The sequence below is a fragment of the Bacillus cereus group sp. BfR-BA-01350 genome, assembly GCF_022663775.1.
Taxonomy (GTDB): domain Bacteria; phylum Bacillota; class Bacilli; order Bacillales; family Bacillaceae_G; genus Bacillus_A; species Bacillus_A paranthracis.
In genome coordinates this window covers 12,930-39,056 of the sequence record NZ_JAKUGD010000014.1, presented here as the reverse complement: position 1 = coordinate 39,056, position 26,127 = coordinate 12,930, and the positions used below count along the sequence as shown (strand labels likewise).

Sequence of the window (26,127 nt, the reverse complement as noted above, 5' to 3'; positions counted from 1 at the left end):
ATATGATGAGAGTCGCCATTTTTACCGATACTTTTACGCCACAAGTGAACGGGGTTGCGAAAACGTTAGAGCGGTTAACACGATATTTTCAGAAAGAAAAAATCGCCTATTCTGTTTTCGCGCCTCAGCATACAGCTGAAGATAATTTCGTAGCGAATGTGAACAAGATGAGAAGTATCCCGTTAACAATATTATATCCAGAATGTCGCTTTTCTTTTCCTACTCCGCGCATTAGACGAGAACTTCTTTCCTTTAAACCTGACATGATTCACATTGCTACACCTTTCAACATGGGACTTTGTGGATTGTATTATGCGAAAAAGTTAAACATCCCAGTTGTCGGTTCTTATCATACTGATTTCGATGCTTATTTACGTTATTACAAAATCGAATTCCTCTCTAATATGCTTTGGAATTATTTAAAGTGGTTTCATAGTCATATGCAAAAAAATTTTGTCCCCTCTCCTGAAACATTACATCAATTAAAACATAAAGGCTTTCAGGCTCTCTCTATTTGGGGACGGGGTGTAGATTGCAATCTTTTTCATCCAGCTTACAATACAGACCTATTCCGGAAAAAATATAATATTACAGCGAAGTATGTCCTTTCCTATGTTGGACGGATTGCCCCTGAAAAAGATATTGATACGTTGCAAAATCTTATCGTTAAATCAGCGCATACTCGAAACGATATTCATTGGCTTATAGCAGGAGACGGTCCTCTATCAACAAGTCTTCGTGAAGCTGTTCCGAAAACAAATGTCACGTTTACTGGCTATTTACAAGGCGGGGATTTAGCTGAAGCATATGCTTGTTCTAACATGATGGTATTTCCATCAGCTACTGAAACATTTGGAAATGTTGTACTTGAATCGCTTGCATGCGGTACACCTGTCATTGGTGCAAATAGTGGCGGGGTTAAAAATATTATTACAGATGGAAAAACGGGAGTTCTTTGTCCCCCCAAAAATGAGGACGCATTTCTATCATCCATTTATTTTTTATTGCAAAATGAAGAAAAACTTAAGCAGATGGGAATAGCAGCTTTATCTTATGCGAAATCAAAAAGCTGGGATGAGATCTTTCGTGGCTTGCTTAACCAATATGAGGAAGTGCTTCAGCATAACGCATCAGAGTTACTTGCTTAAATAGAAAAACTCCCTTCAAAAAACGAAGGGAGTTTATTATACAATTGTAAAATTTACCTAAACAAATGATACACAAGGTGAAATATCATATTATTTCTATATTCATTATAACAAAAACAAACATAAACAAATAGGCTTGTAATAAAAACCCATAAAAATTAATATATGGTTATACAGTATTTTTACTCTGTATAGTGATTTTAAGAATTCCCCTTAAAATCAACTTACTCACATACCTTTATACAGTAATTGTTCCCCAATTTCTGTATACCAAAAAACCTTTCATTCATTTGAAAGGTCTTTTTGAGCCTGCACATATTCTTCTTTCGTATTTACATTGATAAACCAATCCGCATTTGCTTGTACATCTTCACCAGCAATATATTTCACATTACATTGTGATAAAAGCTGAACCATACTTCTTTTTTCTTCTTGAAGCAAAGCATAAATCTTTTCTTTCACGCGGTTATGGTACGCTGCAAGTAACGGCTGTTTTCTTCCATTAATGATAGGTACAACTGCATCATATTCATTACTCGTTTGCCCTAATAAAATGGTGAACCACTCATGCGAAACATTTGGCGCATCACATGGCATAATAGCGTACCAATCTGCTTCTATATATTCCATACCTGATACAATTCCAGCAAGTGGCCCGTTCCCTTTATAGTGCGGAATGTCTTCTATAACAGGCACTTGTACGAGTTTCTCTACTCGCTCTTTTATATCAGAATGACTAATGACTACAACTTCTTGGAGCGTGCTTGTCATCACTTTCAAAATATGCTCAATAAACGTACTACCTTGCCAACTCGCTAGCGCTTTCGGCTCACCGAATCTACTCGACATACCACCTGCTAATACAATTCCAGCATACTTACTCATTGGCGATGCAGCTCAAATGTAATATGACCTAGTTCTGGTAAAATTAATTTATTCATCGCAAGGCGAACCGCTCCGCTAGACCCTGGCATCGAAAAGACTACTTTACGCCCAATTGTGCCGCCGATCGCTCTACTTAACATGGCACTACTTCCAATATCCTCCAAATAACTAATCATGCGGAACAACTCACCAAATCCAACAATTTCTTTATGTAATAACGCTGATACTGCTTCAATTGTGACATCACGCTTCGTAATACCAGTACCGCCATTTGTTAACACAACATCTACATCTTCCCTATGATAACCAGCTAACACTGCTTGCTGAATACTTTCTTTATCATCTTTCACAATTTCATAAGAAGTCACTGTATGGCCTGCTTCTTTTAACAATTCATGTAATAGTTGACCGCTCTTATCTGTCTCTTCTGTACGTGTATCGGAAATTGTTACGATCTTGCAGCGCACTTCTTTTGGCGCTTGTTTTTTATGTTCGGTTACGCTCATTTTTTTTATCTTTCCTTTCCTAAAGGCTTTTCTTCATTTTATCATACATACCTTTACACAATTATGTATGAAGCCGATAATACGCCATGATACAATATAAGTATACTAACCCACAAAAAGGAAAATGCATTTTCTTCTACTCCTAGACTACACATCTTAAGCTACCCTTTATATTTTCTTTCTAATGGAATTCAATTTTAAAACTTGTACTAAAAAATAAATCGGAGGTCTACATATTATGGAACTTTATAAAAAATTAACAACAACATTCATCCTCTTATTTATCGCTTCCATCACTGTCGGCTTTTCTCTAAAAGGAGCAATCCCATACGCGACATTGGTGAGCATTATATTTGCGACACTATTTTTACTAAGCAGTGCTTTTTGCGCGGGCAAAGCACGTCAAATGAAAGGTTGATTACATATGTTCCAGAAGAAACCAATCCTTTGTAAATCATGTGAAAAGGAAATACAAACGTATGAAAAGGCTTGGATTCATATGCCATTTCCAGCAAGTGGCATGACGAATATGAGAAAGTATATTGAACTAGAAGGAGAGATTTATTGTAGCTCGTGTGTTGAAATAATGAACAAAAAATAGTAAATACAAAAGGGGGACTTACATTGTTTGAATCAAACCGTATCCAGTTACGAAAATTTTCCGAAGATGATATTCTAACATATTATAAATGGCATAATGATATAGACGTTATGAGTTCAACTACTCTCACTCTTGATAAATATTCCCTTCAAGACACAGAAAAACTTTGCCAACAATTTATTCATTCTTCGGACTCTAAAAGCTATATCATTGAAGAAAAAGCTACGCATCTTTCAATTGGTATTACTTCTTTAATTCATATTGATTCGTATAATCGAAACGCTGAATGTATTATTGATATTGGTAACAAGGATTACTGGGGGCAAGGTTATGGGAAGGAAGCTTTCACCTTATTATTGGATTATGCATTTTTAGAATTAAATTTACATCGCCTTTCTTTACGAGTATTTTCTTTTAACGATAGAGCAATTAAATTATATAAATCGCTCGGTTTTCAACATGAAGGAACTTGTAAAGAAGCTATATTCCGCAATGGCACTTGGCATGACATTGAACTCTTCGCTTTATTCCAACGTAATTATATATAAAAAAAGCTTTGCGCTCACTGCGCAAAGCTTTTTTTCATATATTATAGACCAGCTTGCTCTTTTAAAGCTGCAGCTTTGTCTGTACGTTCCCATGATAGATCTACATCAGTACGTCCGAAGTGGCCGTAAGCTGCTGTTTGTTTGTAAATTGGGCGACGTAAGTCTAGCATTTTAATAATACCAGCTGGGCGAAGATCGAAGTTGTTACGAACTAGTTCTACTAGTACGTCTTCAGATACTTTACCAGTGCCGAATGTATCAACTGAAATTGATACTGGTTGCGCTACACCGATTGCGTATGCAAGTTGTACTTCTGCTTTTTCAGCAAGACCAGCTGCTACGATGTTTTTCGCAACATAACGAGCTGCATATGCTGCAGAACGGTCAACTTTCGTTGCATCTTTACCAGAGAATGCACCGCCACCGTGGCGAGCGTATCCACCGTAAGTATCAACGATGATTTTACGTCCTGTTAAACCAGCATCACCTTGTGGTCCACCAATTACGAAGCGGCCAGTTGGGTTAATGAAGAATTTCGTTTCTCCATCGATTAATTCTGCTGGTACTACAGCTTTAATTACGTGCTCTTTTAAGTCGCGATCGATTTCTTCCCATGTAACATCTGGGTGATGTTGTGTAGAAATTACGATAGTATCAACACGTACTGGTTTACCATTTTCATCATACTCAACTGTAACTTGCGTTTTTCCATCCGGACGTAGGTATGATAATGTATCATTTTTACGTACTTCAGTTAAACGGCGAGCTAATTTGTGAGCAAGCGAGATTGGAAGTGGCATTAACTCTTGTGTTTCATTACATGCGAAACCAAACATTAAACCTTGGTCTCCTGCACCAATTGCCTCAATCTCAGCGTCAGTCATTTGACCTTCGCGTGCTTCTAGCGCTTGGTCAACACCCATAGCGATGTCAGCAGATTGCTCATCGATAGATGTTAAAACTGCACAAGTTTCTGCATCGAATCCGTATTTTGCGCGTGTGTAACCAATGCCTTGAATTGTTTCACGAACGATTTTTGGAATATCTACGTAAGTAGAAGTCGTAATTTCCCCCGCTACCAATACTAAACCAGTTGTTACAGTTGTTTCACAAGCTACACGTGCATTTGCGTCTTTTGATAAGATCGCATCTAAAATTGAATCAGAAATTTGGTCACAAATTTTATCTGGATGTCCTTCAGTTACAGACTCAGATGTGAACAGATGACGTTTTTTTGTCATGTGGTAAACCTCCCTACAGTAATTGTATATATTGTACGGAACTCATCCTTAATTTGCCACAGATTGCGACATACATTTATTCTCCCACACAAGCATACAGAAAAACCTTTCCTACATAATAGAGAGGAAAGGTTTAATTTGCTACTTGCATACTGCTTTTTGCCCTTCGCTCTTATCGTTCGAGACCTGTAGCCTCGCACAGGTTTTAGCACCTATTCACCTGTATTTACCACTACAAGTGAGGTTGCTGGGCTTCATCGGGCCTGTCCCTCCGCCAGCTCGGGATAAGAGAGTATCCGTCCCAACCTATACTAAAGAAATGATATTCATTTGTCAATTAATATTCACATTTTCGTGAAAGTTTTTCTCAATGCGCCTAAAATGAAATATTAATAAGGAAATAATGTATTCACACAAACAAAAAGAAATAAATAGTATACATTATTTATATAATTGTGTTATACTCTTGTTGGGGATTACGAGAAATATTTCATTAAATGAAAAGGATGGTATATAAATATGAGTACTGTGAATGTCCAAATTGGTTTACACGAATTATTGAACGGAAGCAATGCACAGATTCAACTAAGTGTTCCGCAATTAGTGGAAAAAGTATTAATGCGAAATGAAGGGAAATTAACTTCGACTGGTGCCGTTTCTGCTTCAACTGGAAAATATACAGGACGTTCTCCTAAAGATAAATTTATTGTGAAAGAAGCATCGGTTGCTGACAAAATTGCTTGGGGAGCAGTAAACCAACCGATTTCTGAAGAACATTTTAATAAATTATATACGAAAGTTTTAGAATACTTAAAAGAGAAAGAAGAGTTATTCGTCTTCAAAGGATTTGCAGGCGCTGACCGCAATTACCGCCTACCAATTCAAGTTATTAATGAATATGCATGGCACAATTTATTTGTACATCAACTATTCATTCGTCCAACTGAAGAAGAATTAACAACTCATGAATCAGAGTTCACAATTGTTTCTGCACCGAATTTCAAAGCTGATCCAGCTGTTGACGGTACAAACTCTGAAGCATTCATTATGGTTTCATTCGAAAAACGTATCGTACTAATTGGTGGTACAGAATACGCTGGAGAAATGAAAAAATCAATCTTCTCTATTATGAACTTCTTATTACCTGAACAAGATATTCTTTCTATGCATTGCTCTGCAAACGTAGGTGAAGAAGGCGATGTAGCATTATTCTTCGGTTTATCTGGAACAGGTAAAACAACATTATCTGCTGATCCAAACCGTAAATTAATCGGTGATGATGAGCACGGTTGGTCTGATAACGGTGTATTCAATATCGAAGGCGGTTGCTACGCGAAATGTGTAAACCTTTCTCACGAGAAAGAACCACAAATTTTCGATGCAATCACATTTGGATCTGTTTTAGAAAACGTTATCATTAATGACCAAACGCGTATCGCAGACTATAACGATACTACTTTAACAGAAAATACTCGTGCTGCATACCCTATGCATGCGATCGACAATATCGTACTGCCAAGTGTTGCAGGACACCCAAATACAATTATCTTCTTAACTGCTGATGCATCTGGCGTATTGCCTCCAATCAGTAAGTTATCAAAAGAACAAGCTATGTATCACTTCTTAAGTGGTTACACTAGTAAACTAGCAGGAACAGAGCGCGGTGTTACATCTCCGCAAGCAACATTCTCAACTTGCTTCGGTTCACCATTCTTACCACTTGATGCATCTCGCTATGCTGAAATGCTTGGTGAGAAAATCGAGAAACACGATGCGAAAGTATTCTTAGTAAACACTGGCTGGACTGGTGGCGAATACGGCGTTGGTAAACGTATGAACTTAGGTTACACTCGTGCAATGATTCAAGCAGCATTAAGCGGTGAACTTGCGAAAACTGAAACAGCTAAACATGACATCTTCGGTCTTGAAGTTCCACTTCACGTACCAGGTGTACCTGACGAAGTGTTAATGCCTGAACAAACTTGGGCTGATAAAGCTGCATATAAAGCTAAAGCAATCGAACTTGCAAATGAATTCAAAGCTAACTTCAAAAAGTTCGACAGCGTATCTGAAGACATTATTAACTTAGGCGGTCCAATCGCTTAAGCGCAAACTTTCTGTTGGAATAACCCTTTACTCATATGAATAAGTGTCGTGTAACCGTAAAGTTTCGCGTACTCACCGACAAAACCCAATGCGGCTTAACGGTTACACACACTTACATAAAAAAGAAGCTTACGTTTTTTACGTAAGCTTCTTTCTATATCTTATATAAAGTAAAACGTTGATTTCTTCATCTGTGACTTAGTTTATTAATTTACATAATTTTCACTTTATAGTTATTTTTTTTTAGTTTCCTATGATATAATTTACATATATAGGAAGGAGAGAAACTTATGAAAAATTTTTCTCGTACAGGAAAGATTTTATTCAGTTATGGAGCGATCCAAATGTTTTGGGGACTTGTGATGCTTAACGTTAGTTTATTTGAGCATACAAGTGAAACGATAAAATATATTATTCTAATTACCGGAATCTTTTTTTGTATTATATCCAACTTTTTTAAAGAACCTAAAAGTCATACTAATACGTGATTTCATGTTAACTTATTGGAAGCAAAAACCTGTATTTTATGCAACATTTCGCTTCCTGTTATACTATCCATTATCGTATCCCTTATTCCAGAGTAAATCCATTTTCACACAGACAAATCACGGCTTCGAATATATAAATTATATCCCTACTCGCTACATATCTCTGGTTTCACATCGCATGGGGTAAAACAGGCTCTGACCGCTTCTAGCCATGGCTGGATCATCTATCCCATCTAAAAAGAAGCTTTTTATCTTTTTAGCTTTTTAGCTTTTTAGCTCTTTGTTAATTCTTTCTCATCTTTCATACTATAGTATCCTAAATTCACAACAATTAAGAAATAACCGCCCATAATCCCTACTGCAAATGCCCACATCACCATATGGTGCTCAATTTCGTACATAATAATAGCGCCTAAAATAGCAGCGGCAAAACGATTAAACATACCGAGCGTCGGCGCTTTCGTTTTCTTTACGATACTATCTCCAAGCTTCTCAATTCGTCTCCCTAAAAGCCAAACGCAATACATACTTACGATAAGTCCAATTCCTGCACCTAAAAAATGTGCTGAAAACGGCGTTACCATCCAGCCTAGTAAAAGAATACCTAGTATATAATACGATTGAATTTTAAACGACCTTAATGACATACTAATCATGATGTTCTCCTCTTCCGTAATTTTTATCTATCCAACAATAAATTTTTTCAAGTTTATACTGCTTACATTCATTTCACTCAAATTAAAAACAACATAAACGGTATGTTTATGTTGTTTAAATATTTTTAGAAAATAATATTATACAAGATTTCAAAGATCATCCCCCCATAATTTGTGACGTTTTTTCAAACATTTTTCGTCCATTTATGAAAAAATTGATATCAATCTATGAACATACGGATATGATGTAATAAGTACACAAATAAAGGGGGCGTCTAATGATTTATTTTTTAATGGCTCTCATTCACCTCATTATCCCTGCACTTATTGGACTTTCATTGTATTGGTACACGAAGAACCATAGTATTTTCTACGCTGTCCTCGGTGTCCTTCTTCCTGGTATTATTCTGATTACTCTCTTCCGTATTCCATTTTTAAACTTAATTCCACTTATTACTGCGATCTTATTTCTCGTCTTCTTACCAAAAATAAAAAAATAGGAAAGCAGATCATAGGTGATCTGTTTTCCTATTTTGATATAGGTTCTCCTGCAGTAGAATGAATGTTTACTTTCTCCGATTTCACAAACCATAGACCGAAGAAAATAATAATTCCACCGATTATTTGTTGAAACGATACATATTCATCTGCCCATACAGCTGCAAATAAAACGGCAACAAGCGGCGTTATATACATATATACCATCGTATGTGATGCCCCAATTTTTTGAACGCCTACATACCACATCACTAAACCAAATACTGTTACAAAGAAAATAGAATATAGTAAAGCAAATAGGGTCATTCCATGTGTAATGTGAAATGGCATTGTAAATACATGTGGTCCACTTAATAATAAGAGCGGAATCGCGCCAACTAATGCTGACCATGCGGTAACACGTAATGCTGAATATTTTTTAATTAATGGACCAGCTAAAACAGGATAAAGCCCCCAGCATATTGATGTAATGAGTCCAATCCCATTCCCGTAAAAAGAACTAGCAAGTGAATGCCCTGCTACTAAAACTAAAGCTGCCCCACCAAAAGCAATGATAGAACCGATGAGCTTTCGAGAAGAAAACTTTTCTTGTTTTAAGAAAATCGCAAATACAGTTGTAAAAATAGGTGAAATAGAAATGAGTAAAGAGGCATTTGTAGCGGATGTATATTTGACAGTTTCCATAAATAACGTTTGATACAGTACAATACCTACAACGCTAACGATAATTAATCTAGGTATATCTTTTCTCTCCATATAAACCGACTTTTCAATAAAAAATGTAAGGAGTAACATAAGCGGTGCCGCTGATATCATCCGAAGTGCAGTAAACTCAATTGCTGTAAATTCTAAAAGTCCATATTTCGCAATCGTAAAATTAATCCCCCAAATGATAACGACTGCTAAAATTAATAACTCAATTCCCCATTTTCTCATGCGTATCCCCTCCGCAAATAAAATTATACAGAAAATTCAATCATATGTACATTTCATTATGTGAAAAAATCTTTTTATTGTATGAAACGTTTTGGTACATGAAATTATATCGGCGATTTTCAAAATATATCGACTTATCAACAAAAAACGACAATAATAGCGACTTATACAATAAAAAAGGTGGCTCCAAAATACGTTTTGGAACCACCTTTTCTTTACTACACTCGAACGTGTAACTTCATATTTGGATTATAAAATTGGCTCGGGCTCTTCAGCTGAAACGTCCCTCCACCTTCATGCCAATCAACTGTTAATTTATCATCCATAAATACAAGTTTTGTGCGATCTGCGATAAAATTCATTGCGCTAGATTCGATATCCACATCGCGCTCATCTTTTTCTGCTACAGCTACTAAATCGATAATTCCGCTCATTACACAACCGCAACCTTCATTATCGTAAAATAACTTTATATATTTCGCCTCATCTGGAATCGTATCCATAATTTTTTTATATGCTGCTTCTGTTACAGTAACGTACATATTCTAAACTTCATCCTCTCTTCTCGTATCCTTCATATATTGTACCACCATTTTTCTTTAAAAATATATACAGAAAATTATGAACAATATACAATGTATGTAGTAAAGGAGGTTGTATCACCCATGCTCAAATTACTGCGATACCCCATCTTCCTAGGTCTACTCGGTAGCTTTTTTATTTCTAGCGGTATGATATTACAACATATACTTCCTTATTCTCCTTCTATTGGTTGGATTTTAGGTTTTATTTGTTTCCTAACCGCTTCTTATTTTGCTATGAAAAACAACTAATAGAAAAAGAATCAGTTCAAGGAGGATAATACAACATGCGAGCTTTAAAAGACATAGAACAATCACTCAATCATTTGTTCCAAATCGAAAAATATGGAAAAGATAGTGCCTTTAGTCGATTTATCCCATCTGTATATGATCCTATCCACTTTCCGTGGCAACAATTTTTCGAAACCAATTTTATAGAGCTATTTAACGGCCTTATGATACGAGGAGCTGAAACTGTAAATAAAGTATTTTTAGCCGTTTTTCCTACAAATGACGTTCTTGAAACATTCATTTCACAGTCCACACCTGGTGATTTACTTTTTATGCACCACCCACTTGTAATGGAATGCGGGGATCCGCTTGGAAAATCAGGTCGTGGTTTTATTCCAATACCTGAAAAATATTTGCAAGCAATAAAAGAAAAACAACTTTCTATATATACATGTCACGGACCAATGGATATTCATCAAACGCATGGAACGAGCATTTCAATTGCAAAAGTCTTACATGCTCATGTAGTTGACGGCTTTGCATATGAAGGCCCCGAACAAGAGCCAGTTGGCCTTATTTGTGAAATAGATGAAACATCCACAGAAGCACTCCAAAAGCGTCTCAAAAATCTCTTCCATATTCCTTACACAGACTTCGAAGGTAAACAACATGATTCTATCAAAAAAATTGCAATTATTGCGGGATGTGGTGATGTCGTTTCTCTCATGAAAGAAACAGAAGCAAAAGGCGCTGAAGCATATATTACTGGGGAAATCCATTGCCATATCGACAATGATTACGGTAAACAGAAATACTCGCTCATTATGGATTACGTAAAAGAAACGAATATGTCACTCATCGGTGTATCACACTCTGCCTCTGAATATTTAGTGAAAGAGACATTGATGTATGAGTGGTTTAAAGAGAATTTTGAAGTGGATGTTACTTTGGTTCCACAGGAAAAATGGTGGTTATAGTATATAAAAGATATATCCATTTCAATTCTAAAAAAATCAATAACAGACAAATTCACTATATATTATCACTATAAAAATACCCATATATTGGATTCGTAATTATATATAATGCACCAATAGTGTAAACACTTCCGGATTTTTATTCACAAAAAAGGGAAATCACTCTCAAATAAATGATTTCCCTTTTTAAAATATATTTTTTATTGTATCGGCAATATAACCTTCACCGTCGTTCCAACCCCAACTTCACTTTCAAAACTTATTTTACCGTTGTGATCTTTAATAATTTTTTCTGTAACTACTAAGCCTAAACCTGTTCCCGTTTCTTTTGTTGTGTAAAAGGCTTCATTTAGCTTCGGGATTTTGTCTTTTGGAATGCCGCAACCTTCATCCTTAACTTGAACAATGATTGCATCTTCTACAGTCACTTTAATCGTAATCGTTCCGCCAACTGACATTGCTTCAATCGCATTTTTAATTAAATTAAAAAACACTTGTTTTAATCGTTTTTCATCGCATCTAATCGATGGTATGTCTTTACTATAAATACCTTGTATGTGCACACCTTGATTTAAAGCAGGCTTCCCCATAACTCGAATAACATAAGCGATAATTTCTTCTATATTATGAACTTCTGATTCTATTGATTTAGATTTCTCAAATCCACTAAGTTCTGTAGCGATTGTATGAATTCGTTCTACTTCTTGTTTCATAATATCACTATATATTTTATCCTCTGGATATTTAACCGCTTGCTTATTTACAAATTTATCTAAATTAGCTAAAGGTCTTTTAATTTTGGAACCAATAACTGTAGCCATTTTCCCAACAGTTGCTAACTTTTCTGTTTGTTGTATTTCTTTATTCATCATCTCAAGCGTACGAACGTAAGATTGGAACCTTAAAAACATAATCCAACATATGATAGTAAATACGCTATATAATGCCATTGGGATTAAAACGAGTGATGAGTGAATCATGATTCCTATAAGAGCGTATTTTCCAACAAGTATGCTCGGAACTAACCAAAAATATCTTTTATTCACAAAAAGTGGGGCAAATAAAATAAAAAATCCTTCTACTATATTTCCACCATCAAACTCAGCATCACTACCGTAGTAAATCATAATATTATGGATAAAATCTAATAGATTATACCCAATTAGAATAATATACTTTACTGCAAATGGATTTTTCCATTTCATAAAGTATATTCCAATGCAAAATAAAACCACCATCAGAAAATAAAGCCATAAACCTAAACCATCTTCAAATTGTCCTACTCCTTCTTGCTCTCCTCCTATTAAAGGTACAATAAATTCGTAGGCAAGATCGTATACAAAAAATATAATGAAAAATAAACTTAAATATATTTTCAGCGCCTTCATTTCTTCATTTTTAAATATACCGTCTTTATTCATATGGTAACTCCTAGCTTTTCTCTCAATTGGATTTCATTATTTCCACACTTTTTTGGAAGAATAATATCTATTCTCGTTCCCTTATCTCTTTCACTTGAAATATGTAACATACCAAGGTGTTCGTTGACAATTCGATCTGCTACCGTAAGTCCCAAACCAATTTTATCTTGTTTTGTTGTATAAAAAGCTTCTGTAACACGAGCCACATTCTCTTTCTTAATACCGTAACCATTATCGATTACACTTAGCATTACATAATCTTGTCCTTTATTTTCTAACCGTAACTCTAATGTGCCACCTTGCTCCATTGCCTCCAGAGCATTTTTTATGACATATAGAAAAACTCCTCGCATTTTCCGCTCATCACATTCAATTTCTATCATCTTTTCTTCGATATTAGAAATAAGCTGGACAGTAGATTCATTCATTTTTTCTCGAAGAATTGCTACTGCTTGTAATACAATTTCACCTATATTATGTTTCTTATAAATAGAAGGTTTACATGTAGCAACTTCCATCAATTCACTTATCATATTATTCATATTTTCTATTTCAAAAATCATCTGTTTATAAATAGGGTCCTCTTCATGCTTCTCTCGTTGTAATTGCGTAAACCCTTTCAATGAAGCAAGTGGATTTTTAATTTCATGTCCCACTGTCGCTGCCATCTTTCCGATTACTGCTAATTTTTGTGATTCACTCGCAATCTTAATACTTTCCTTTACCGCTGAAAGGTATTGTATAAATCGATTTAAAATGATGTATGCTGCTATTAATACGAGTGTATACATAATGAGGAACATAAATCCTTTTACTTCTTTTAATACAAATAAGTAAATTACATATTTCCCTACAATAGTTGAAAGTACAAACACAAAATATTTTTTATTTAAAAATATAGGTACAAAGAAGATGAAAATAATTTCTATTATATTTCCCCCATCAAATGCCGCCTCATTATAAAGCATATACGAAAATATGTTAGCAATTTCTATTCCTATGTATGCAAATACACATGCATATTTCACAGAATTCACTTTCTCTTTTTTTATTAAATATACATTTACACCGAGTATTGCAGTTCCGCAAATAACTTGCCATAGTATGCTATGTCCCTTATCCGTTAGTGATTTATTTTCTAATACGATTGCATAGAAAATTTGGTATGAAACAACAATGACGTATAGCACCCACAAAAAGATTTTGGCATTCCTTTCTTCTTCTTTATATGATAGAAAACTTTCTTTCACTTCAACACCCCTTCAACATAATATCTCTAAGAATACCATTTATTATAATAAATGATTTTCTTATACAAACAAAGATAAATCGAACATTTGAGGAAAATCATCCCAACGTTTTAATATTTTCAGACGATATGTAATCATAAAAATTATAAACAATAATACGTATATTATGTGGGAGAGATTTTATATAAGTGGTAAATTAACTATCCCTCACTAATCGGGCTTTTACGGGGAATTGATGAGGAATAAGTAACTACAATCTTTCACACGTAAGAATGAAGGAAAGTTTGGTGTCTTAATAGAACGAAATCCTACACTCCTAGCGGATGAATTAAACGAAGAACTTATAAAGTTTTTGCATTCATAAAAACCTATGCCAAATCGTATCGATAGGAACGTAGTTTTCAAAAACGTTAAAATTCACACATTTCTCACAAATCAACTGATAAAACGATTATATTTTCATTTATACTAAATGTACAGGTAATACTCCCTAAACCTAGCTTGTCTGGTTACCCCGTTAAATACTATAAAAAAGAACTTGTATCGTTATACAAGTTCTTTTTGTTTCTTTTATCCCGCTTTAACGGGCAGTAAGATCCCCACCTCAAAATTCAGCAAAGCAAAGAAGTTAGGTGGGGGTCGGGCTGCCCATAAAAGTCCGATTGGTGAGGGCTGATAATCAGTGGGGGATGAAGAAAACCCCCACTGATTAAAGTTTCACTTTATTTAAAGAGGATATCTTTACTATATTGATTTCCGACGAGTAAGTCATATTGGAGCATTTTATATTGCTCTAACATTTCTTTTTGTTTCTTTGTTAAATCATTGATTACTTCTCCATTTTTATCAACTTTTAATTCATCTCTAATCACCGGTATTTCCTTGTAAAATCCCGATAAAAATTGATAAAATAAAGATTTATTTAATCCCGCATAATCAAAAATAAGATTAGAAAAATAAATTGGACTTACTACACCTAAATTATCATTTGGCATATCAAAGTTTGCGTACATTAATAGCGGCGTTTGCGCCATCGCTAAACGTTCACTCGGTGTTTTTTCATTCGTTATATACCCATTTTCTTTATAAAAAGATTTATTTGTTCCTAATGATGGAAGATGATCTCCAAAGAACACTAATAATGTAGGTCTATCTAAATTATCTAGTTGCTCTATTAAATATTGAAGGGCCTCATCTGAACGTCTTAACCCTTCTGTATACGTCTCTAATTCTCCCTTTGATTCTTCATTTTCTAGCCCGCTAATTTCTATTAGGTTTTCACCAAATCGGCCCTCTGTAAATGGAAAATGATTTTGCATCGTAACTGCATGAATAAATGTAGGTTGTTTTTGCTTCTCTAACTCAGCAATTATCTCTTTACTCATCGCTAAATCACTAATATAATCTCCATCAATATCTACATTTTCCATCGTATCAGCTGCATTAAACTTATCAAATCCTAACACCTTATATACATCATCACGTTTAAAGAATGTGCGACCAAATGAATGAATTGCACTTGTGTAATACCCTTCTTTTTTCAACGCCGTAGGGATTGATGGAATTTCTTTCTTATTTGTAATAACCTGCTGATATGGTATAGAACCTGGCTTTAACAAACTCATTGAATAACTCGTTAACGCCTCAAATTCAACGTTCGCCGTATTTCCCCCAAATGTAGGAGAAATAGTTTGTCCACCAGGAAAGTTTTCTATATAATGATGTAAATTTGGTACAGGATCTTCACTAAAAGAAAGGTTAGTTGCTTTCGTCGGATCCCAAAACGATTCACTCATTACAAAAACAATATTCGGTTTCTCTTTTTTCTTTTGGCTCCCTATATTTCCACTATATTGTTTTTTTATATCGTTTGCTATTTGAAGCATATTTTCTTTAGAATAATTTTTTGGTTTTTCCATAACTGTTGTATCTAAATTGCTAATAAACCCAAGTACAAAACCATTTGAAGCATAGTTCTCATTTTGATCCCACAAAACAAAATCTACACCTGATTTTTGAAATACTTTATTCATAAATGTGTTCGCAAAATTACCGTACGCATATAGAACAAAAATAGACCCTACTACTAATAAAGCTCTTATTCCTAGATGAGTCTTTACATTTTGAATATACCTTCTCATATATATCCCTGCTACAATACAAGCCACGATACTTAAGATAATGACAAAAATATAACTCCAGCTAAAATAGTCCATCACCATCGGTATAACAGATTGCATGTGCATAATTTGTGTGAAATCAGAAGGATACAGCGGATCACCTCTAAAAATAAGCTTTAAATAATTCACAATACCTAAAATGACTAACGCACAGCTCGTTAAAATCATACTTAGAAAAACCTTGCCTATTAAATTATAAACAAGAATGTATATTGCATAAATTGCTACAAAACTTAATATAAACTGCATGTTATACAAGTAAATCCAATTCATTGCCTCTATAAAACTCATATTAACTTGCATGACAATATAAAATAATGCTACTGTATGAGCTAGTAAAAATAATATAAAATGCACTCGTAGGGATGCCCTAAGTGTAGACATCTCTTTTTTATTAAAATGTGAAATATAAAATGTTATGCCCCATATGAAAATCATCATAACAATTAAAACAAGATTTTGATTTAAATGAGCTTTCATTATGTCTAAATTAAAAACCTTTAAAAGCATAAACAGCATAGTTATTACTAATAAAGTCACCATACTACTTATAATGCTAGAAATTAATATATTTCTTTTTGGAAGATCAAAAAGTGTAGAACCATACTTCAATTCATTCCCTCGTTTCTATGTCTTAATTTCCCCCGCATCGAAAGAACTATTTCTATTAAAATAACATATATGACATATTTCGTCTGCATACTTGATTCTATCATAAATGTATTGTCTTAATATTCCCTTAGTAAACAGTTAAATTATGGCATACAAATTACTCATTCTTGAAAAACTTAATTTCAGCATTCCACTTTATGATATAATAACTATGTTTTGGAAATCCTTAATACTATTAAAGATTTTACATGAAAATACGAAAGAATTAATAAAAAAGGAGTTGCTCATTTTTGCTTACTAAGTTTAAGAGTTTGCCTAAAGCGGTATATGCAATTTTGGCGCTTTCTTTCCTGTTGCACGTTTTTTGTTTAGTAAAACAGCCAGGATTAGATGGAGAGTTAGTCAAAGTAACATATGGTGCAAATGATGCCTTTAACTATTCGTTAACAGCTGAACAACTATTAAAACATGGTGTATTTGGTTATGTGTATTTAGAACCTAGTGAAGTTCCAGGGAAAAATGCATATATCACACCAGGTCAGCCATTACTATTAGCTGGCGCTATGATTATTTCTGATATTACATCAATTCCTTACTATTACGTAGCAACTGTTATTAACATGATTATGAACCTATGCACAGTGCTATTAGTATTCTTAATAGGAAAAGAATTGTTCGAAAAAAACATTTATGGAATTGTTGCAAGTATTTTATATGCTATTTATCCAAGTAACTATACATACTTCCGTACATTGCTAACAGAAGTTCCATCCATATTCTTATTAGCGTTATGTGTATATGTATTTGTTCTCGCATGGAAATACAATAAAGTGAAATTCCATATATGGTTTGGAATTGTCGTTTCAATTTTACTTATGTTCCGTCCAAATCCAGCTCCAATGATGCTCATTCCTGTTCTTGTTGTGTTATTTACATATGGATTTAAAGACTCCATTCGAATCGGATTGTTATGGTTTATCGGGCCTTTCTTTATTATTGGCGCATGGGTTGTTCGTAACTATTTAGCACTCAACCAATTTATTTTATTCTCAACCCAAGGTGCTGATCCATTAATTGCGGGTGCTGATCCATTTAATAAAATTGGATATGAAAATATAGTAAATGAAATGAGAGCCAAAGGCTTAGATGACAAAGGGGCATACGCAAAAGAATTAATCAAGAACGGCTTTAAGACGGACTTCACTTATTGGTTCTCTTGGTTCACTGTCGGTAAAACAATTGAATTATTCAAAACAGCTCCTGCTGTAGACCAATACCGTATTCACAACTTTATGCAACTATGTCATAGAGTGTTTATCATCGGTACATTCTTGAGCAGCTTCTGCTTCATGCTAAATTCATTTAAACATAAACGCGTTATGATGCTAGTAGCAAGTTCTATTATTTACATTATCTTCTCAAACTTATTCTTAGCAATTAATCGCTATGGATTTTTCATTAATCCCCTTATGTGCTTAATTCTTGCATACGGATTAATTCACATTGTGCAGAAGCTTCCATTCTTCCGCACGAACCAAGCATAATAAGAAAGAGGTCGTCCAACGGTGGACGACCTCTTTCTTATTACCCCACACTTTGCACACAGCCAATTTGTCCATTCTGTAATCACACTTTAATTCCGTATGTATGTGTTTCTATATTTGTCAAAATATCTTTCACAATACTACTCACTATTTTACTTATAAATGCAAGTTTTTCACAAATATTACCACAACGAAAAGAACCCGCCACAAGACAGGTTCTTTTCGTTATTTTATGATAAAAGAAAAAATCATTAGCATGTATATTATATAAAAGGAAACAGCCATATTTTCCATACGATACATACGAGTACAATAACTACAAAATCAAAAAAATCTAATCTCGGACCCTTTTTCATATTCATCTCTAGCCACATATGAACCCATTTTATCTTTGTATATTTTTGAATGTTTTTCTTTGCAAATCGGTAGATGAGCACTTGCATAATAAAAAATCCCACTACAAAAATGAATAAGAAAATGAGAAAATCGACCACAAAATTCCTCCTTATTTTTGCAGCGATTTTTCTACGATATGATTTCTCAAAACCCACTCTTCAAATTGAGCACTTCCAAATTCCCAGCTAAGATCGCGAGCATGTACCGAAAAAACGTAATAGCCAGCATATTCGTCCATAAATTTACCCGTCTCGATCCCATCTTTCTGAAGACCATATGCTCCAAAATTAAAATATACATCCCACACGTCTTCATTCTTCCGTTTATAAGCAATCGATTCCATATCGCATTCTGTTCCGAAATAGTCAAGATGTAAATGTACGCTATCATCATATTCGTACTCCATTTTATCACCCCTTATATTTGTACTTCTTTATCCCCAAAAAAATTCCTGCTATCTACACTCACATGTGGGCACTTACCTACATATCATGCTTGTAGAGTGACTTCTAGGAGGTGTTATATAGTGAAAAAATTAATAGCTGTTTTTTGTATCATGTTACTAGCTGTCTTCACACTTGCTGCTTGCAGTAGTAAAAAAGAAGATACGAAAGAACAAACTCAAAATGTTCGCGTCGGCGAAGTTACCCATTCTCTCTTCTATGCCCCGTTATATGTCGGGATTGAAAAAGGATTTTTTAAAGATGAGGGATTACATGTTGACCTCCAAACAACAGCTGGAGGAGATAAAACGATGACTGCCTTATTATCTGGCGGGATTGATATTGCTCTCGTCGGTTCTGAAACGTCCATTTACGTTCATCAACAAGGAGCAAAAGATCCTATCATTAACTTCGCACAACTTACACAAACAGATGGAACATTTTTAGTTTCGCGTAAAAAATTAGATTCTTTTAATTGGAATGACGTAAAAGGTGTTACGTTTTTAGGACAGCGTAAAGGCGGTATGCCGCAAATGGTTGGAGAATACGTTTTAAAGAAAAATGGCATTGATCCTCACAAAGATACAAACTTAATTCAAAACATTGAATTTGCTAATATTGCAAATGCCTACGCATCTGGTACGGGGGAATTTGTCCAGCTCTTTGAACCGACTGCAAGTATATTCGAAAAAGAAGGAAAAGGTTATATCGTCGCTTCGTTCGGAAATGAATCTGGTACTGTTCCGTATACATCGTTCATGGCAAAAGAAAGTTTCTTGAAGAAAGATAAAGCTGCTGCTGAAAAATTCACACGGGCGCTGTATAAAGCACAACAATGGGTTGATACTCATAGCCCAGAAGAAATTGCTGATGCCGTTTCTCCGTTATTTAAAGACACTTCAAAAGACATTACAGTAAAAGTAATTGAACGGTATAAAAAGCAACATTCTTATGCGACAAATCCGCTATTAGATGCTGAAGAATGGAAACAGCTCCAAACGATTATGAAAGACGCTGGCGAATTACAAAAAGAAGTTCCACATGAAGCGCTCGTCAATACAAAAATTGCCGAGAGCGTTATTAAGAAATAGAGGCGAAGTGTATGAGCTTTTTACAAATACGTAACGTTTCTCACTGTTTTTTCGCAAAAGAGAATGCCAAATTGATTCTTGAAGATATGAGTTTACAAGTGGAAGAAGGCGAATTCATTTCGATACTCGGTCCAAGTGGTTGTGGCAAAACGACACTTCTCTCCATTATTGCTGGGCTGCTTGATCCAATTGAAGGTATCGTCTTTTTAGATGGTGAGCCCATTACAACGAAAACTTCATCTATGGGGTATATGTTGCAGCAAGACTACTTGTTTCCATGGAAAACAATTGAAGAAAATATTATGCTTGGGCTTCATATCCGAAAAATTTACGATGAACAGACGAAAGAACATACTTTACAGCTTTTAAAGCAAGTCGGTCTACATGATGTAGAGCAGCAATACCCTCGTGAACTATCCGGTGGTATGCGTCAACGTGCCGCCCTCGTTCGAACATTAGCGACCGATCCAAAAATTTTATTGCTAGATGAACCTTTTTCGGCGCTCGATTATCAAACGAAATTGAAACTAGAAGATCTCGTTTTCAGCTTACTACACAAATATAAGAAAACTTCACTACTCGTGACGCATGATATTGAAGAAGCAATTGCGATGAGTGATCGTATTTATTTACTACAAGCGAATCCCGGAAAAATTGCAAAAACATTTATCGTCCCAGAAAGCATCCGTTCCTTATCACCGTTAGAATCACGCCATCACCATGACTTCCCATCCCTCTTCCAAAATATATGGAAGGAGCTGGAGCGTCTTGGATAATATAAAGCAACTACATGAACAGTTTCGGAAAAAAGAACGCAGGCGCGCATGGTTAGCACGCTCTTTGCAGCTTTTACTGCTCATTCTTTTCTTTGCACTATGGGAAATCGCTAGCAAAAAAGAATGGATTGATCCTTTACTCTTTAGCTCTCCTTCAAGCATTTGGGAGCTCTTCCTTAATAAATGGATGGACGGTTCGCTTTTGGTTCACATATGGACGACATTACTTGAAACGGGATTAGGCTTCATTCTTGGAACAGTGCTCGGAGCTATTATCGCTACTTTCCTTTGGTGGCTACCACTTCTCGCCCGCGTACTCGATCCATATCTCGTCGTCCTAAACGCCATGCCAAAAGTAGCACTTGGTCCGATTATCATTGTAATCTTCGGCCCAAATATTTCTTCGTCAATTGCAATGGGAGTAATCATTTCTATCATCATTACCATTCTCGTTATTTACAGCGCATTTCAAGAAGTCGATTCTAACTATATAAAAGTGATGGACACATTTGGCGCAAATAAATGGCAATGTTATAAACAAGTCGTTCTCCCTGCATCTTTCCCAGCCATTATTTCAACGTTAAAAGTGAACGTTGGATTATCGTGGGTCGGTGTTATATTCGGTGAACTTCTCGTCTCTAAACAAGGCCTTGGCTACTTAATTAGCTACGGATTCCAAGTATTTAATTTCACACTTGTCTTACTGAGCGTACTACTCACATGCGTCCTCGCAACACTTATGTATGTGTTTGTTGAGGCATTTGAAAAACTTCTAATTGGGAAACGAAAAAGAAGCTGACTTAGAGCGATAGACTATAGTCAGCTTCTTTCTTTTACTTTTTATCACACATCTTTGTTTCATTTTTAACATTTCCATCCGCAACCGTAACTGTATGGAAACAATCTTTCACACGTACTGTAACGACGTTATCTTTTCGATCTATCACATGATAATCATTAAACTTTTTATCCAATGCACTACGAATTTGCTCCCCTTCAAAAATCGGAAAACCGTGAGACATTACCCAAATGAGACCAGCGACAGCAAGAATCGTTTTCATACGTTTCATTACCTCCTCGAGAGTAAACTTATAGTCCCTATAACACGCGCATTATAATTGTGTCTAAATTGTGACATTTTTATACTAATTCTATTTTATAGTGATAGTTCCTTCTTCTTTTTGATAAAAAGACAGAATTTTCAATTTTATCAACATGAAAAAACGTAAAGAACTACAATTCTTTACGTTTTCTTAGCTAACATATATAACTCGCATTAGTTAACACTTTGTTGTTCTATCGTTTTCGAAACATCATATAATCCTGCCAACACTTCCGCTCTCATTTTTACAAGCTCAGGGAATTGATAGAAAAAGGAAATTTTTTTATATTTTAACTCCGACCCTTCTTTCACCTTTTTTGAATCTTGTAAAATAAACGCTGTAAACGTATCTGCAATATCTTCCGCTACATTTGACGTTCCATACTGTGAGACAAACTCATCATGCTTTTCTTTAAAAAATTCAATTTGCGTTTCTTCACTTTCTTCTACTTTCTTTTCTGTCCACTCCTGCTCAATAGACTTCCAGAAAGAATTATAAAATTGATTAATATAAGAGTTTTCCTTCGCACATCCCTCTTGTAAGAAAAGATTTCCACATTTATTTCTGTACGTTGAAATATCTTTATCCTCTTCAAAATCCTTTATATAGTTTTCATCTACTGGTATTTGCTTATGCCCGAGCGTCAACACGTGAGCCGTCTCATGAATTAATGTTTTCATCACTTCATCAATATTTACCGCGGAATCAAGCGTATCTAAGCTAAGAGTCCAGTCTTTCGGATTCTCTATACTAGGCATAACGTGAGCAACAACACCGTCATAACCATCCGTTATTAAATCAAATTCTGTTATATTCTCGCGATATTTAGCTGGAATGAGCGTGCGATACATATCCCACAAGTCTTCATGATACCCTCTATCTTGACGTTGTTGCAGTACTTCTTCTTTCGCTTCTTTATCTTCAGCAAATATTTTATTTAAACGTTTCCGTTCTATTTTTTCAAAATAAGGATCTACAATTTCATCACCATCAATATAATAAGAAGCTAAAAAGAAATAATTTTCATCATCATCATCATCTTCTTCTTTTTTCTGCTCTGCCTCTTTCATATCTGCACTTTCATGCTCTTCTATTTCATAATCTTCTACTGCTTCAAGCTCAGATAATCCATCTATTTTTTCATATACTTTTTGAAGTTTCTTATCTCCTATTTCCACACATTCTTCGTCTGTTTTACACACTTCTTTTTCTTTCACACTCTTCATAGAACTTTCGCATCCTGCTAGTAAGCCGATTGCAACGATAACCCCTACTAACTTGCCATACAGTCTCTTCATACATTCCTCCATCAATACATTCTACAAAAATATCATAATCATTTTTTAACGAATATGCGATAATAAATTATAAAAATTGTAAGGAGGTTTCCTATGATTCGGGCAGTCCTATTCGACTTAGATGGAACACTATTAGATCGTCGTCAATCTTTAGAACAATTTATTCATGATCAATATAATCGCTTTACCTCTCATTTAATGAACATAGAAAAATCCGAGTATTGTTCTCGATTTCTTGCACTCGATAATAATGGCTATACGTGGAAAGACAAAGTATATGCTACTCTCCTTTCCGAATACAACATTACTACTTTAACGTCAGAGCAACTGTTGCACGACTACATTACAAATTTTCAAAATCATTGTATCCCTTTCAAAAACATGCATGAATTACTTCAACGTTTAACACAACAAAATATTGAAATTGCCATTATCACAAACGGCTTTACTGACTTTCAAATGAATAATCTTCGCGCACTAAACATACATACGTATACAAATACAATTCTCGTTTCAGAAGCGGAAGGAATTAAAAAACCGCATCCTGAAATTTTCGAACGAGCTTTAAAAAAGCTAGATGTTAAGGCCACAGAATGCCTTTATGTTGGAGATCATCCAGAAAACGATGTGCTTGGTTCTGAACAAGTAGGGATTATTGGTGTGTGGAAGAGAGATTCATTTTGGGGTGACTTTGAGCATCCACGTATAGTGAACGATTTGTTGGAGGTGCTTTCGTTTTTAGATGTAGCCATACAAACAAGACAATAGTAAAAGGAGGCTTCGTTTCCCGAACGCCTCCGCTTCCTTTATGATTCATATACTGTAAACTGCGGTTTACTCGGATGATCTTGAACTAGCGCATCATCTGGAAACTTTGAAACTTTTTGATATAAGGCAATGTCACCCATGCAACCTGCTGTTAGTAGAATTCCTAAAAATGAGATTGATGGCATATTCGTAGCTAACCCAATTACAATTGGCAAAATTCCAGTCGGTAAAAACGGAAGCATTAACACCTTCTTCATTTGCTTTACTGTAATCGCCTGTTTAGAATGCGCATATGCAACACCTAATTTCCAATTAACGCCCCATTTTAATTCACTCCATGGTACGCCTCCGATATAGCGAAATCCTATTAAATGTATCGCTTCATGAATACAAACGAGAACAAGCATTGCGATAATAAAAAGAAACATAGTTGGTAGCGTAAATTCCAATTGAACCCCGCCTGAAAGAAATGCATGCAAAAAACTAATTCCAAATGCCAAAACAAATATTATAAGAAATGCATAGATATTTAATTTAACCATCGAAATAGTAACAGTCATTTCTGCTCTTTTATCCATCTTCCCCCTCCTAAAATGTAAATATATCTTTACAAAATTGTATAATATACCCAAAATAATGTAAAGATATATTTACATTTTATCTTATAAAAAAAGAAATCGGCCACTTTACTTCGTAAAGCAGCCGATTTCTTCTATATGTTTCATCGTACGCGCCAATACATCGTCGCGCATTATAAAGCTAAATTTTCTATCCGTTTTAATGTTGTCAGGAATGTCTGTTAATAAAACAGATCCTTTCGTTTCTTCGTAATGCGTATGTTGTTCTACCGCACTAATTGTTGCAAAATAAATGTTTTTAATGATTATTTTGTCTTTTCCAGATACTTTATATTGTCCTAAGTAAGTTAAATCAGAAACTATGCCGCCGGTTTCTTCATGAACCTCTCGAACTGCCGCTTCTTCCGGTGTTTCCCCTAGTTCTACTTTTCCACCCGGAAATTCAAGACCGCGACGTAAATGATGCGTTAATAACCATTGATCCCCGTACCGGCATACAACCCAAACATGCTTTGGCTCAGGAGAAAATGGATAACGTTCAAACGATAATTGTACAGTGTTGTGGTAATAATCTTTAAATTTGTACATGCCATTACTCCCCTATTGATGGTTACAAGTTTTTCCTACCACAAATTGTAGCATATTCTCGCTTTTCTGCATAATATTATCCAATTATAATCCATTGATTATTCCCATTTGCGCGACTAATTCTTTCGTCTCATGATTTCCTAAATCGTAAATCATTTTATATGCTTTTTGTAGTTGTTCATCATATCGGTCATTATTTGAATCGTGATGATACTCAACAAATGGAACGTGGGAGCGTACAAATGAACCTAAATCCTCTACATATGCTTGATCGAAGTACTCTCTTAATTCCGTAATTTCCTCATCATTTGCGGAAATCTCAAAATTATACGTATCCGCTGTCTTCGCTTGTGAAATTTGACCGTTGGCTATTGATATATAATATGTTTTTTTCTGCTCCATGTAACACCCTTCTTTCATCCTTTTAATTTCTATTGTTTTCATCAATTACAAAATTATGTAAAATAAAGAAAAGGAGGGATTTTATGCTCAAAATATTAATTATCGGTATTATAATCGTCCTAGTCATATTAGTACTCTCCGTCATGACGATTAATAAAGGCTACGCTTATAAACATTCCGTCGATAAACCAGAAGATAACCCGTATACAAAAAAGAGCAAGAAGAATTCATAATACGCTTCGTATACTACTACTTATTTTAGGCCACATCATATC

General features: G+C 35.0%; 31 protein-coding genes, 1 pseudogene and 1 riboswitch. Of the genes and pseudogenes, 15 read left to right on the top strand and 17 right to left on the bottom strand.

Annotation, left to right across the window (positions count from 1 at the left end; translation table 11 throughout):
- The first annotated feature begins 5 nt into the window (after positions 1–5).
- Complete coding sequence (locus MR147_RS22945; protein ID WP_074610497.1) at positions 6–1,148, top strand: glycosyltransferase family 4 protein; 1,143 nt, start codon at positions 6–8, stop codon at positions 1,146–1,148.
- Between the two features lie 282 nt (positions 1,149–1,430).
- On the opposite strand, the gene MR147_RS22940 is transcribed toward MR147_RS22945, so the two are convergent.
- Both MR147_RS22940 and MR147_RS22935 read right to left on the bottom strand, forming a co-directional pair.
- Positions 1,431–2,033 carry a molybdenum cofactor guanylyltransferase gene (locus MR147_RS22940; protein ID WP_074610499.1) on the bottom strand — a complete coding sequence of 201 codons (603 nt, stop codon included), beginning with the start codon at positions 2,031–2,033 and terminating at the stop codon, positions 1,431–1,433.
- Positions 2,030–2,539 (bottom strand): MogA/MoaB family molybdenum cofactor biosynthesis protein, encoded by a 510-nt coding sequence (locus tag MR147_RS22935; RefSeq protein WP_000117134.1) that lies wholly within the window; start codon positions 2,537–2,539, stop codon positions 2,030–2,032. The genes MR147_RS22940 and MR147_RS22935 overlap by 4 nt, the downstream gene beginning before the upstream one ends.
- A gap of 238 nt (positions 2,540–2,777) precedes the next feature.
- On the opposite strand from MR147_RS22935, the gene MR147_RS22930 reads away from it, so the two are divergent.
- From MR147_RS22930 to MR147_RS22920, 3 genes are read left to right on the top strand one after another with little or no spacing between them, the layout of a single operon-like run.
- Complete coding sequence (locus tag MR147_RS22930; RefSeq protein ID WP_000424797.1) at positions 2,778–2,957, top strand: hypothetical protein; 180 nt, start codon at positions 2,778–2,780, stop codon at positions 2,955–2,957.
- A 6-nt stretch (positions 2,958–2,963) separates the two neighbouring features.
- Positions 2,964–3,140 (top strand): hypothetical protein, encoded by a 177-nt coding sequence (locus MR147_RS22925; protein ID WP_000486783.1) that lies wholly within the window; start codon positions 2,964–2,966, stop codon positions 3,138–3,140.
- A gap of 23 nt (positions 3,141–3,163) precedes the next feature.
- Positions 3,164–3,688 (top strand): GNAT family N-acetyltransferase, encoded by a 525-nt coding sequence (locus tag MR147_RS22920; protein WP_000464124.1) that lies wholly within the window; start codon positions 3,164–3,166, stop codon positions 3,686–3,688.
- Between the two features lie 41 nt (positions 3,689–3,729).
- Here the strand turns inward: MR147_RS22920 and metK are convergent, their stop codons facing one another.
- Complete coding sequence (metK, locus tag MR147_RS22915; protein WP_000163125.1) at positions 3,730–4,929, bottom strand: methionine adenosyltransferase; 1,200 nt, start codon at positions 4,927–4,929, stop codon at positions 3,730–3,732.
- A 169-nt stretch (positions 4,930–5,098) separates the two neighbouring features.
- Positions 5,099–5,220, bottom strand: a riboswitch (SAM riboswitch).
- Between the two features lie 228 nt (positions 5,221–5,448).
- Between metK and pckA the strand changes: the two genes are divergently transcribed.
- Together pckA and MR147_RS22905 are read left to right on the top strand one after the other, a co-directional pair.
- A complete protein-coding gene (gene pckA, locus MR147_RS22910) occupies positions 5,449–7,035 on the top strand; it encodes a phosphoenolpyruvate carboxykinase (ATP) (protein WP_000108804.1) in 1,587 nt (528 codons plus the stop codon).
- Between the two features lie 290 nt (positions 7,036–7,325).
- Positions 7,326–7,523 (top strand): hypothetical protein, encoded by a 198-nt coding sequence (locus tag MR147_RS22905; RefSeq protein ID WP_074610501.1) that lies wholly within the window; start codon positions 7,326–7,328, stop codon positions 7,521–7,523.
- Positions 7,524–7,795: 272 nt separating this feature from the next.
- On the opposite strand, the gene MR147_RS22900 is transcribed toward MR147_RS22905, so the two are convergent.
- Complete coding sequence (locus MR147_RS22900; RefSeq protein ID WP_000624931.1) at positions 7,796–8,179, bottom strand: ATP synthase subunit I; 384 nt, start codon at positions 8,177–8,179, stop codon at positions 7,796–7,798.
- 278 nt (positions 8,180–8,457) lie between these two features.
- Between MR147_RS22900 and MR147_RS22895 the strand changes: the two genes are divergently transcribed.
- Entirely contained in the window at positions 8,458–8,679 is a 222-nt protein-coding gene (locus tag MR147_RS22895) for a hypothetical protein (RefSeq protein WP_000639043.1), read from the top strand.
- 28 nt (positions 8,680–8,707) lie between these two features.
- On the opposite strand, the gene MR147_RS22890 is transcribed toward MR147_RS22895, so the two are convergent.
- Positions 8,708–9,613 carry a DMT family transporter gene (locus MR147_RS22890; RefSeq protein WP_001233579.1) on the bottom strand — a complete coding sequence of 302 codons (906 nt, stop codon included), beginning with the start codon at positions 9,611–9,613 and terminating at the stop codon, positions 8,708–8,710.
- Positions 9,614–9,831: 218 nt separating this feature from the next.
- Positions 9,832–10,155 (bottom strand): iron-sulfur cluster biosynthesis family protein, encoded by a 324-nt coding sequence (locus MR147_RS22885; RefSeq protein WP_074610503.1) that lies wholly within the window; start codon positions 10,153–10,155, stop codon positions 9,832–9,834.
- 123 nt (positions 10,156–10,278) lie between these two features.
- On the opposite strand from MR147_RS22885, the gene MR147_RS22880 reads away from it, so the two are divergent.
- Positions 10,279–10,446 (top strand): hypothetical protein, encoded by a 168-nt coding sequence (locus tag MR147_RS22880; protein ID WP_230462059.1) that lies wholly within the window; start codon positions 10,279–10,281, stop codon positions 10,444–10,446.
- A gap of 35 nt (positions 10,447–10,481) precedes the next feature.
- Positions 10,482–11,402 (top strand): Nif3-like dinuclear metal center hexameric protein, encoded by a 921-nt coding sequence (locus MR147_RS22875; protein ID WP_074610508.1) that lies wholly within the window; start codon positions 10,482–10,484, stop codon positions 11,400–11,402.
- A gap of 200 nt (positions 11,403–11,602) precedes the next feature.
- Here the strand turns inward: MR147_RS22875 and MR147_RS22870 are convergent, their stop codons facing one another.
- The 3 genes from MR147_RS22870 to MR147_RS22860 all read right to left on the bottom strand — a co-directional run bounded on the left by MR147_RS22870 (position 11,603) and on the right by MR147_RS22860 (position 16,865).
- Positions 11,603–12,823, bottom strand: coding sequence for an ATP-binding protein (locus MR147_RS22870; protein WP_074610510.1), 1,221 nt, complete (start codon positions 12,821–12,823; stop codon positions 11,603–11,605).
- Positions 12,820–14,073: an ATP-binding protein gene (locus tag MR147_RS22865; RefSeq protein WP_074610513.1), complete on the bottom strand. Its 1,254-nt coding sequence runs from the start codon at positions 14,071–14,073 to the stop codon at positions 12,820–12,822. Before MR147_RS22865 ends, MR147_RS22870 begins: the two co-directional genes overlap by 4 nt.
- A gap of 722 nt (positions 14,074–14,795) precedes the next feature.
- Entirely contained in the window at positions 14,796–16,865 is a 2,070-nt protein-coding gene (locus MR147_RS22860) for an LTA synthase family protein (protein WP_242304770.1), read from the bottom strand.
- Between the two features lie 290 nt (positions 16,866–17,155).
- On the opposite strand from MR147_RS22860, the gene MR147_RS22855 reads away from it, so the two are divergent.
- Positions 17,156–18,409, top strand: coding sequence for a glycosyltransferase family 39 protein (locus MR147_RS22855; RefSeq protein WP_000956217.1), 1,254 nt, complete (start codon positions 17,156–17,158; stop codon positions 18,407–18,409).
- A gap of 82 nt (positions 18,410–18,491) precedes the next feature.
- Here the strand turns inward: MR147_RS22855 and MR147_RS22850 are convergent.
- The 3 genes and pseudogenes from MR147_RS22850 to MR147_RS22840 all read right to left on the bottom strand — a co-directional run.
- Positions 18,492–18,566, bottom strand: a pseudogene (locus MR147_RS22850) (DUF2196 domain-containing protein); the annotation flags it as partial.
- Between the two features lie 106 nt (positions 18,567–18,672).
- Positions 18,673–18,903, bottom strand: a complete 231-nt coding sequence (locus MR147_RS22845; RefSeq protein WP_061129328.1) for a hypothetical protein — start codon at positions 18,901–18,903, stop codon at positions 18,673–18,675.
- A gap of 11 nt (positions 18,904–18,914) precedes the next feature.
- Complete coding sequence (locus MR147_RS22840; RefSeq protein WP_074610625.1) at positions 18,915–19,211, bottom strand: DUF3986 family protein; 297 nt, start codon at positions 19,209–19,211, stop codon at positions 18,915–18,917.
- Between the two features lie 120 nt (positions 19,212–19,331).
- Between MR147_RS22840 and MR147_RS22835 the strand changes: the two genes are divergently transcribed.
- Genes MR147_RS22835 through MR147_RS22825 form a run of 3 tightly spaced genes read left to right on the top strand, consistent with a single transcriptional unit; the run spans position 19,332 to position 21,914 of the window.
- Positions 19,332–20,339: an ABC transporter substrate-binding protein gene (locus MR147_RS22835; protein ID WP_139302914.1), complete on the top strand. Its 1,008-nt coding sequence runs from the start codon at positions 19,332–19,334 to the stop codon at positions 20,337–20,339.
- Between the two features lie 11 nt (positions 20,340–20,350).
- On the top strand, positions 20,351–21,115 hold the full coding sequence (locus MR147_RS22830; protein ID WP_000009044.1) for an ABC transporter ATP-binding protein: 765 nt from the start codon (positions 20,351–20,353) through the stop codon (positions 21,113–21,115).
- Complete coding sequence (locus tag MR147_RS22825; protein WP_074610622.1) at positions 21,108–21,914, top strand: ABC transporter permease; 807 nt, start codon at positions 21,108–21,110, stop codon at positions 21,912–21,914. The genes MR147_RS22830 and MR147_RS22825 overlap by 8 nt, the downstream gene beginning before the upstream one ends.
- A gap of 34 nt (positions 21,915–21,948) precedes the next feature.
- On the opposite strand, the gene MR147_RS22820 is transcribed toward MR147_RS22825, so the two are convergent.
- On the bottom strand, positions 21,949–22,176 hold the full coding sequence (locus MR147_RS22820; RefSeq protein ID WP_000849109.1) for a hypothetical protein: 228 nt from the start codon (positions 22,174–22,176) through the stop codon (positions 21,949–21,951).
- Between the two features lie 215 nt (positions 22,177–22,391).
- Positions 22,392–23,516 carry a recombinase family protein gene (locus MR147_RS22815; protein ID WP_242304769.1) on the bottom strand — a complete coding sequence of 375 codons (1,125 nt, stop codon included), beginning with the start codon at positions 23,514–23,516 and terminating at the stop codon, positions 22,392–22,394.
- A gap of 93 nt (positions 23,517–23,609) precedes the next feature.
- On the opposite strand from MR147_RS22815, the gene MR147_RS22810 reads away from it, so the two are divergent.
- Positions 23,610–24,284 carry an HAD family hydrolase gene (locus tag MR147_RS22810; RefSeq protein WP_074610618.1) on the top strand — a complete coding sequence of 225 codons (675 nt, stop codon included), beginning with the start codon at positions 23,610–23,612 and terminating at the stop codon, positions 24,282–24,284.
- Positions 24,285–24,322: 38 nt separating this feature from the next.
- Here MR147_RS22810 and MR147_RS22805 read toward each other — a convergent pair whose 3' ends face one another.
- From MR147_RS22805 to MR147_RS22795, 3 genes are all read right to left on the bottom strand, one after another.
- Complete coding sequence (locus MR147_RS22805) at positions 24,323–24,862, bottom strand: DUF3267 domain-containing protein (protein ID WP_074610616.1); 540 nt, start codon at positions 24,860–24,862, stop codon at positions 24,323–24,325.
- 108 nt (positions 24,863–24,970) lie between these two features.
- Positions 24,971–25,450, bottom strand: a complete 480-nt coding sequence (gene mutTA, locus MR147_RS22800; protein ID WP_000276389.1) for an antimutator 8-oxo-(dGTP/GTP)ase — start codon at positions 25,448–25,450, stop codon at positions 24,971–24,973.
- 84 nt (positions 25,451–25,534) lie between these two features.
- Entirely contained in the window at positions 25,535–25,852 is a 318-nt protein-coding gene (locus MR147_RS22795) for a hydrolase (protein ID WP_074606838.1), read from the bottom strand.
- 83 nt (positions 25,853–25,935) lie between these two features.
- Here MR147_RS22795 and ytzI point away from each other — a divergent pair, with 83 nt between their 5' ends.
- The gene (gene ytzI / locus MR147_RS22790) at positions 25,936–26,085 is read left to right on the top strand and encodes a YtzI protein (protein ID WP_139302724.1); all 150 of its coding nucleotides are present in this window, start codon (positions 25,936–25,938) and stop codon (positions 26,083–26,085) included.
- The last annotated feature ends 42 nt before the right edge of the window (positions 26,086–26,127 follow it).

Excerpts from the sequence above, each read along its gene's own strand:
- MR147_RS22945 (WP_074610497.1), top strand. The coding sequence starts at position 6 with ATGAGAGTCGCCATTTTTACCGATACTTTTACGCCACAAGTGAACGGG.
- MR147_RS22940 (WP_074610499.1), bottom strand. The coding sequence starts at position 2,033 with ATGAGTAAGTATGCTGGAATTGTATTAGCAGGTGGTATGTCGAGTAGA.
- MR147_RS22935 (WP_000117134.1), bottom strand. The coding sequence starts at position 2,539 with ATGAGCGTAACCGAACATAAAAAACAAGCGCCAAAAGAAGTGCGCTGC.
- MR147_RS22930 (WP_000424797.1), top strand. The coding sequence starts at position 2,778 with ATGGAACTTTATAAAAAATTAACAACAACATTCATCCTCTTATTTATC.
- MR147_RS22925 (WP_000486783.1), top strand. The coding sequence starts at position 2,964 with ATGTTCCAGAAGAAACCAATCCTTTGTAAATCATGTGAAAAGGAAATA.
- metK (WP_000163125.1), bottom strand. The coding sequence starts at position 4,929 with ATGACAAAAAAACGTCATCTGTTCACATCTGAGTCTGTAACTGAAGGA.
- pckA (WP_000108804.1), top strand. The coding sequence starts at position 5,449 with ATGAGTACTGTGAATGTCCAAATTGGTTTACACGAATTATTGAACGGA.
- MR147_RS22905 (WP_074610501.1), top strand. The coding sequence starts at position 7,326 with ATGAAAAATTTTTCTCGTACAGGAAAGATTTTATTCAGTTATGGAGCG.
- MR147_RS22900 (WP_000624931.1), bottom strand. The coding sequence starts at position 8,179 with ATGATTAGTATGTCATTAAGGTCGTTTAAAATTCAATCGTATTATATA.
- MR147_RS22895 (WP_000639043.1), top strand. The coding sequence starts at position 8,458 with ATGATTTATTTTTTAATGGCTCTCATTCACCTCATTATCCCTGCACTT.
- MR147_RS22890 (WP_001233579.1), bottom strand. The coding sequence starts at position 9,613 with ATGAGAAAATGGGGAATTGAGTTATTAATTTTAGCAGTCGTTATCATT.
- MR147_RS22885 (WP_074610503.1), bottom strand. The coding sequence starts at position 10,155 with ATGTACGTTACTGTAACAGAAGCAGCATATAAAAAAATTATGGATACG.
- MR147_RS22880 (WP_230462059.1), top strand. The coding sequence starts at position 10,279 with ATGCTCAAATTACTGCGATACCCCATCTTCCTAGGTCTACTCGGTAGC.
- MR147_RS22875 (WP_074610508.1), top strand. The coding sequence starts at position 10,482 with ATGCGAGCTTTAAAAGACATAGAACAATCACTCAATCATTTGTTCCAA.
- MR147_RS22870 (WP_074610510.1), bottom strand. The coding sequence starts at position 12,823 with ATGAATAAAGACGGTATATTTAAAAATGAAGAAATGAAGGCGCTGAAA.
- MR147_RS22840 (WP_074610625.1), bottom strand. The coding sequence starts at position 19,211 with ATGGAGTACGAATATGATGATAGCGTACATTTACATCTTGACTATTTC.
- MR147_RS22830 (WP_000009044.1), top strand. The coding sequence starts at position 20,351 with ATGAGCTTTTTACAAATACGTAACGTTTCTCACTGTTTTTTCGCAAAA.
- MR147_RS22820 (WP_000849109.1), bottom strand. The coding sequence starts at position 22,176 with ATGAAAACGATTCTTGCTGTCGCTGGTCTCATTTGGGTAATGTCTCAC.
- MR147_RS22815 (WP_242304769.1), bottom strand. The coding sequence starts at position 23,516 with ATGAAGAGACTGTATGGCAAGTTAGTAGGGGTTATCGTTGCAATCGGC.
- MR147_RS22810 (WP_074610618.1), top strand. The coding sequence starts at position 23,610 with ATGATTCGGGCAGTCCTATTCGACTTAGATGGAACACTATTAGATCGT.
- MR147_RS22805 (WP_074610616.1), bottom strand. The coding sequence starts at position 24,862 with ATGGATAAAAGAGCAGAAATGACTGTTACTATTTCGATGGTTAAATTA.
- mutTA (WP_000276389.1), bottom strand. The coding sequence starts at position 25,450 with ATGTACAAATTTAAAGATTATTACCACAACACTGTACAATTATCGTTT.
- MR147_RS22795 (WP_074606838.1), bottom strand. The coding sequence starts at position 25,852 with ATGGAGCAGAAAAAAACATATTATATATCAATAGCCAACGGTCAAATT.
- ytzI (WP_139302724.1), top strand. The coding sequence starts at position 25,936 with ATGCTCAAAATATTAATTATCGGTATTATAATCGTCCTAGTCATATTA.